The organism is Thermogutta sp. (assembly GCF_014359955.1).
Classification (GTDB): Bacteria; Planctomycetota; Planctomycetia; order Pirellulales; family Thermoguttaceae; genus Thermogutta.
In genome coordinates this window covers 1-6,637 of record NZ_JACIYL010000188.1, presented here as the reverse complement: position 1 = coordinate 6,637, position 6,637 = coordinate 1, and the positions used below count along the sequence as shown (strand labels likewise).

At 56.5% G+C, this 6,637-nt stretch carries 5 protein-coding genes; 1 reads left to right on the top strand and 4 read right to left on the bottom strand.

The annotated features are described in order from the left end of the window. Positions 1 to 149: 149 nt before the first annotated feature. Complete coding sequence (locus tag H5U08_RS07780) at positions 150 to 749, bottom strand: 5-formyltetrahydrofolate cyclo-ligase (RefSeq protein WP_297031877.1); 600 nt, start codon at positions 747 to 749, stop codon at positions 150 to 152. A 68-nt stretch (positions 750 to 817) separates the two neighbouring features. Here H5U08_RS07780 and H5U08_RS07775 point away from each other — a divergent pair, with 68 nt between their 5' ends. Beyond that, the gene (locus H5U08_RS07775) at positions 818 to 982 is read left to right on the top strand and encodes a hypothetical protein (protein ID WP_297031876.1); all 165 of its coding nucleotides are present in this window, start codon (positions 818 to 820) and stop codon (positions 980 to 982) included. 11 nt (positions 983 to 993) lie between these two features. Here H5U08_RS07775 and flgL read toward each other — a convergent pair whose 3' ends face one another. From flgL to flgN, 3 genes are all read right to left on the bottom strand, one after another. Then, positions 994 to 4,005, bottom strand: coding sequence for a flagellar hook-associated protein FlgL (flgL, locus tag H5U08_RS07770; protein ID WP_297031875.1), 3,012 nt, complete (start codon positions 4,003 to 4,005; stop codon positions 994 to 996). An 85-nt stretch (positions 4,006 to 4,090) separates the two neighbouring features. After that, positions 4,091 to 5,788, bottom strand: coding sequence for a flagellar hook-associated protein FlgK (gene flgK, locus H5U08_RS07765; RefSeq protein WP_297031873.1), 1,698 nt, complete (start codon positions 5,786 to 5,788; stop codon positions 4,091 to 4,093). Between the two features lie 46 nt (positions 5,789 to 5,834). Then, positions 5,835 to 6,323 carry a flagellar export chaperone FlgN gene (gene flgN / locus H5U08_RS07760; protein WP_297031871.1) on the bottom strand — a complete coding sequence of 163 codons (489 nt, stop codon included), beginning with the start codon at positions 6,321 to 6,323 and terminating at the stop codon, positions 5,835 to 5,837. Positions 6,324 to 6,637 lie beyond the last annotated feature (314 nt).

Sequence of the window (6,637 nt, the reverse complement as noted above, 5' to 3'; positions counted from 1 at the left end):
CACAGTAAACGGGGCCCGGTGAGTTGGCTTCCTTTTCCGAATGCCCGTCGTCACAAAACGCCCCATCAAGCCCCGCAATATCGCTGCACGAAAGACAGGGAATTAAAAGAATCGCGAAATTGTTTAGTCGCGGCAGCCGTTACACCGAATCAATGGCATGAGTAAATATTCTTTTCTGTGATAATCCAGTCCATACGAACATCATGCGCAAGCATGGGAATTTCGTCCACGAGTTGCCATTCAAAGGCCAGCCCTACTTTGGGAACGCGTGGTGGAAGCTTTTTGAGAAACCGGTCATAAAACCCTTTTCCCCGACCCAGACGTCCCCCTCGACGATCGAATCCGAGCCCCGGGACCAGCACGAGGTCCAGTTCCTCCGGTGTCACCACACGATCGCCCGCCGTGCGAAACCACTCGGCAGGCTCCAGAATACCGAGTGTGCCGGGCACGAGTTCGTCGAAGTTACGGAACCGAAACAGTCGCAGTTCCGTGCTGTCGCACCACGGGATGACGACATTCTTGGCCTCGTGCCGCATTTCCTGGAGCAGTTCATGGGTGTACACTTCCCGCGGAAGACTGACGAAGCACATGATCGAGTTCCCTGCCCGATAGGGCGGGAACGATTTCACCTGGCTCACCACAAGCCGGGACGCCGCCTCAATCCATTCTTGGGGAATGCCGGATTGCGCGGCGCGGAGCTGTCGGCGGAGTTCCTGTTTCCTTGCCAGTATCTCCTGGAGTGGTTCCATGCTTTGAACGCTCTCATTTGACAGATGCTATGTCCGGGGGCCGCGGCGTTTCTCATGGCGGAGGATTCTTGCCTGTCGCACGCCGATACTGCAACCCGATCGCCCAGCAGGTCCGTCTCGCCGATGCTGAAGCCCCGCCTATTGCCAGACCGGCGACGCTCCGACTTCGGGAGGTGAAGCTATCTTTCATCAGGGAAGTCTATGACCCGGATCGCGAGCGTGCCCTCAATTAACGTGCCCTCAATTAAATATAGTCAAGCAGGGTCATGCGGAAAATTCGCGCGGTTGCCTGAAGCGCGGCCTGATACGCCGATTGCTTGGCCACCAGCGAGGAAATCACCTCCGCCAGATCGGCATCGTAATCCGAAGAGAGAGCCGTTTGAAGCTGAAGATTTTCGTCTTCCAGCCTCTGCGAAAGGATATCAAGCCCCTGCTGCTTGGCGCCCAGTTCTGCGCGGGCGAAATTGAGTTGCAGAACAGACTCATCAAGCAAGTCCACGGCCCGCTGCGCTTCGCTCACGTCGTTTTCTATGAGGGCCCTGTGGAGCCGCACGAGGGCGGTGAAAATCCCGTCTGTTTCCAGCGGGTGCACATCCTGACCAGTGAGCCGCGCTCCCTCGCCCCCGTCGATGGTGGGAGGATTCTGAGGATCGGTGAGGGCCACGACGCCGCTTCCGTCGTTTCCATCCTGACCGTCGAGAACCAATTCAAACATCTGGGGCGCGACCGGATCGGCCTCGAAAAGCTGAACGAGGTCGTTGGCCGTGGTCACACCTGGCTGAATCTTTAACCGCAGAGTCTTCGAAGCAGGATCGAAAGTGAAATTTGCTGGTCCGCCACCAGAGTCTTCAACGATCACGCGGTACCCGTTGGCCGCGGAAGTTGACCCGTGTGTGCGGATGATCAGGTCGTTGTTGGTTCCCGGCGAACTGATAACAGCCTGACCGCGACTTCCCGCGTTCGTGGCAGTCTTTTTGTCGGCTCCTGGAGGAATCAGCCCCAGATCGATGGCGGCGGTGCTCAACTTTGTCCGCTCCACGGTGAGGACGCCGGGACCGACACCTTCGTCCACCAATTCGATCCCGTTTCCATATTGCGCCAAACGAGCCGTCAGGAAGGGCGGTTCCCCCGGTGCACGCGGTGGATTATTCGGATGGTTGTTAATTCGATCGATAATATCCTGGATTGTCTGCGCGCCGGAGACATCGATTTCCAGCCTGACTCCGTCAGCCCGCGTGATCACGAAGTCAATGCCGCCGGCACTTCCCCCGCTTGTCTCCACCTCACCGATACTCAATAGTCCGGAACCGTTATTCGCACCATTGTCGTCGGCAAGCCGGAGATCGAAATGATCCCGCGCACCGGGTGTCGCGGCGAATAACTCGACAATCTTCCGGGCGGTCGTACTGCCGGGCACAATGCCGACGGCAATCTCTTTTTGCACGGGATCAAAACTGATCGTTTCTGAGCCGGGCGGCCCGCCTGTGTCGAAAAAACGAAGTTTATACCCGTTCCATTCCGACCCCGGCGTCCTGGCCTGTAAAATCAGAGCATTATTCGCACCACCCGGATTATAGATCGCCTGGGCAGTTTGCCCTGCTTCCTCGTAGTCATGAACTCCGCGTCCGAAGTTCAGTTCGTTCAATCGGGTGGCCCCGGTGAATGTGCGCACACCCAGTTGCGTGGCCGTTTTCCCGCCGTTCTCTCCAATGGCGAAATCGGCACCGCTGATGCGGGACCGGATATTGATCCCCCGCCCGCTGTCACCAATCTCAGCTATCAGACCATACTCGGGCTTATTCAGTTTATTAATGACATCTTCGACTGTATAGGCATCCGCAAAGTCAACCACGAAAGTTTTACCGCCGTTGGTGATCTGCAGGCCGGCTTCCCGATCGAAATCCTCGCCGCTGCCCCCTTCGGTAACGGCAGCCCATTGCCCTGACGGCGTCGGGAAAACCAGGCCCTGACCAGGAAATTCACCCTGGTCTGTTACATCCAGCGATGCATAAAAGGGAATGACGCCGGCCGAATAGGCGTCGTTGATGGCCGCCACGACATCCTGTGCTTTGCTGTGGGTTTCATCGATATGAATTGTCAGTTCTTTATTTGCATCGTCATATTCGATAAATTCGTTTCCCACACTGACCGTGGGATCGTCGACGAGGCGTATTTTCACGCCGTTTAATGTGTCGCCGTTTCGGTCGGCCTCCAGGATGAAATCGTTGTCGCTCCCCTGAAAGCGCAAAACAGCTCGCGCGGGTGTGCCCAGCAGATCGGCCAGCCGTGTTGTGCCGGTCAGTCGAGGCTGAAGGTCGCTTCCCACAATTGGTGTGGTCCCGAGCCCGATGTCGCGAAAAATGCCAAGTTGCTTGGCCGTTGTTCCGTTGCCCACATCACGGATGGTGAGGTCGCCCGTGCTGGAAGCCAGCTCGATTTTCAAGCCGGTGGACGTCACTTCTACATTCAAAGGTATATTCGCCGAATTATGTTTGATAAGCAGAGCGACATCTCCAATGGTATGGGCACCGCTCAGATCGACGATCGCTGTCTTGGTGCCATCGGAAATGGCGATGCTCCCCAGCGCAATACCTGCCCCATTATGCAGGTCTGCAAGCGGCGTATCGAACCGCAGTCGTGGACGGAGGTCTGCGTTGCCCTGGACGACCTGCGAGACCGCGCCGAAAATCACGCTGCCGGGGGTATTATTGTCGAATAAAAGATCCGTATCGACGTAGGACCGCAGAACGCCTTCATTCCCCTGATAAAGGATAAGATTGTTATCAACCCGAGTAAACGGTCTTGTATCGGTGGCCGTTCCTGCAAAAAGATAGCGTCCGCGGAATTTCTGGTTGGCTGCGTCCAAAAGCTGCTGAATGGCCTGCTGAATCTGCTGTGCCGCCGCTTCCCTCTGATCGTCGGTGGCCGTCGTACCGAGAACGCCCAGGGCATTCGCCCGGGCTTCAGCCACAATCTCGGAAACTCGGCTGAGAGCCGTGTCCGAAGCCGCCAGGTACGACTGCGTTGTGGCGAGATTGGACTTGACCTGACTTTTCTGCTCGAGAAGCCTCTGCAGTCCGATCACCCGCAAAGAGGCGATCGGATCGGCGCTGGGGACACTGAATCGATGACCTGTACTCAGTTGGGTCTGGAGTTCGAAAATATCTCTCTGGTCCGCCTGCATCTGCTGGAGGAGACGCTGGCGGACGAACAGGTCGGTAATTCGGGTGGTGGGAACACCACTAATTCCGCTCATACACGTGGTGTCCTGACAGGCAGCCTCAAGCGTTATCCGGTACTATCGCGCCAGTACCATTGAATTGGTCAGTTATTTTTCAGTTTTAAATACTCACCAGAATTTCCAGCAAATCGTTGAGTGTTTTAATAAACCGCGCCGACACCTGGAACTGGCGCTGGTAGGCAATCAATTTGACGACTTCCTCGTCGAGATTGACGCCACTGATGGCCAGTTTCTGGCCTCGCAGCGTGTTCTCGAAGGTTCTTGCCGAGTCGGCCTCGGCTTTGGCAATCGCCGAGCCCTGCGTTACCTCGGCAACCATCCGATCATAAAGTTCGTGAAGGCTCAGCCCGCCGTAATCGTCCATGGGTTTGTCGCCGAATCCCGCGAGTTCTTCCGCGAGTTGGGTGTCCGCACCAATACCCCCTCGGCTTGCGGCGAACTTGCTCGGATCACTCGCCACCACGGGGTTGATGCCGATATTCCCGGCGTTGCTGCCGGTGAAGAACGTGTTGATGCCCAGCGCGGCAAGGAAACCGCTCGTGTCGTTGGCAAATGCGAAAACCTGATCGCTGGAGGTGGACCGGATCGTCAGTTTGCCGCCAGCATCGATCGTGGCCGAGAGACCGTCGATCGCGTTAATCTGGCTGGCAATATCCTGAAGCGTCGTCTTCGGAGTATGTCCCAGTAAATCAACTCGAATCGTGTATGTCTTTATCGTTCCTGTTTGTGTGTTGTACAACTGAATCTGGAACGAGCCGTTGCGAGGGGGGAACGGCAAGCCCGCACTATCCAGCGGCAGATCACTGTCTGTCACGGCATTCGTCGAGGTGACCGAGGAGAACCCGGTGAGCCCCTGCCCGCTGGAAAAAAGCTGATTGAAGCCCGAGATGAGCGCGGCACTGAACTGGTTGAGCTGGTCAAGAAAACCGCCGAGGATGCTGTCGCGTGCCACCAGAAGCCCGTGCAACTCTCCCGAATTCACCTCCAGAGGAGAGTTCGTTTCGTCGAGACGAATCTCGGAAATGGCAAGACCGCGATCGCTCTGCCGTGCCACCGAGACCTGCCGGGCTGTGCCTTCATACACCAGGAAGAACCCGCCGGAATAGACGGCCACACCTCCACTCGGCTGTTCCTCAACGCGAATATCGATCAGGCTGGCCAGCTCTTCCAGGTCCTGGAGCCGCTGGTCGCGGAGCCCTACCGCGTCGCTCTGGGAAACATCGCCGCCTTCAGTCTCGGCAATGCGAATATTCAGTTGGCGAATATCCTCAATAAGTTTGTTGATGCGATCGGCAATATCGTCGACTCTCGAATTGAGGTCGGAGCGTACCTGATTAACACGTTCATAAAGACGCTGGATATTTCGGGTGAGGGTCTGCCCCTGGAGGACAGCAAGATTTCGGGCTGAGGTACTCTCCGGCTGATTAAGGATCTCCGAGATACTGGAGAAGAAGCGCGTAAGATCGCTGCTCAGATCGGTGTCGTTCAGCTCGCCGATGAGCCCCTCCAGTTGTTGGAACGTTTGTTCGCGGACTTCCGCCCCCGCTCGATCGCTCACAGACGCCCGCAATCGCTCTTCGAGAAAGTGATCAATCTTCTGAATGACGGCTGCCACCTCAACGCCCAGGCCCATCGGAAGCCCCCCGAGCTTCTGGATGGGCGCTGGCTTGAGGACCACCTCCTCCCGAATATAACCGGGAGTTTCGGCGTTGGCGATGTTCTGGCCGGCCACCTGCAGGGCGATCTGGTCTGCCCGCAGTGTATTACTGGCCATTCGGATGGCACTAAAAAGGGACATTGCGTCTTTCCTGTTTTACATCGCCTTTGCAGCCTTACCAATATTCTCAAATTGATTGATCCAGCAAACTTCCCTGTACACCATCGCAGACAGGTGTTCCCCTCTTTTCATATGTCGGCGCGCGCTGGCCACCGGTCGCGATAATCTCTATCAATTGCGAAAGATGCATGAGGGCCCTTTGATTGAGCATCCAATTTGTGAGATTGTGAATTTGCAAAAGACGCATATTATGGGCAGCCTCGGCAAGCCGGTTTGACACGGCTCTACTCACCCCCGCCGATTCTGCCAGCGTCCGTACACTGTCAGCGGAAAAGCCCTCCTGGCGGGCTTTATTCAGCAGTTCCAGGCGGCGATCCAGACACCGTTGAAGCCGCGATTGAATATACTCGCAGCGGGGAACGAGCGCCGCGAGTCCTTCCACATCGGCGTTGGCGAGGCACGTCCGCTTTTCCCGAAGATATGTCAGCACATGCCCCTGAATCGTAATCAATTCGTTGAGAAAATCAGCCAGTTCTCGCTCCCAGTCTGTGCCCATGGTGAGCATCCTTACTCCAGTTCGGTCAACGTGGCCTTCCAGCCAGAACCCCCTGCTTGTTTGGCGAACATCGAACGCGTCGGCGAAACGGGAACGCACCCACGAGGGATCTGTCCACAAACGAACCGCTGCCGCCATCACGCGGGCTTACCGGAGGCGATTTCCCGGCCTCGCCCATCAGTTCCCGTTTGTTTTAGTATCTGTCACCTTATCGTTGTTGCGTTATCGCAATGATTGTCGCTGGAGCTGGAACAGCTCGTACATTGGTCCGGCAAATCTGTCACCGGTCGCATGCGCCAGTTTTTCTGCCACTG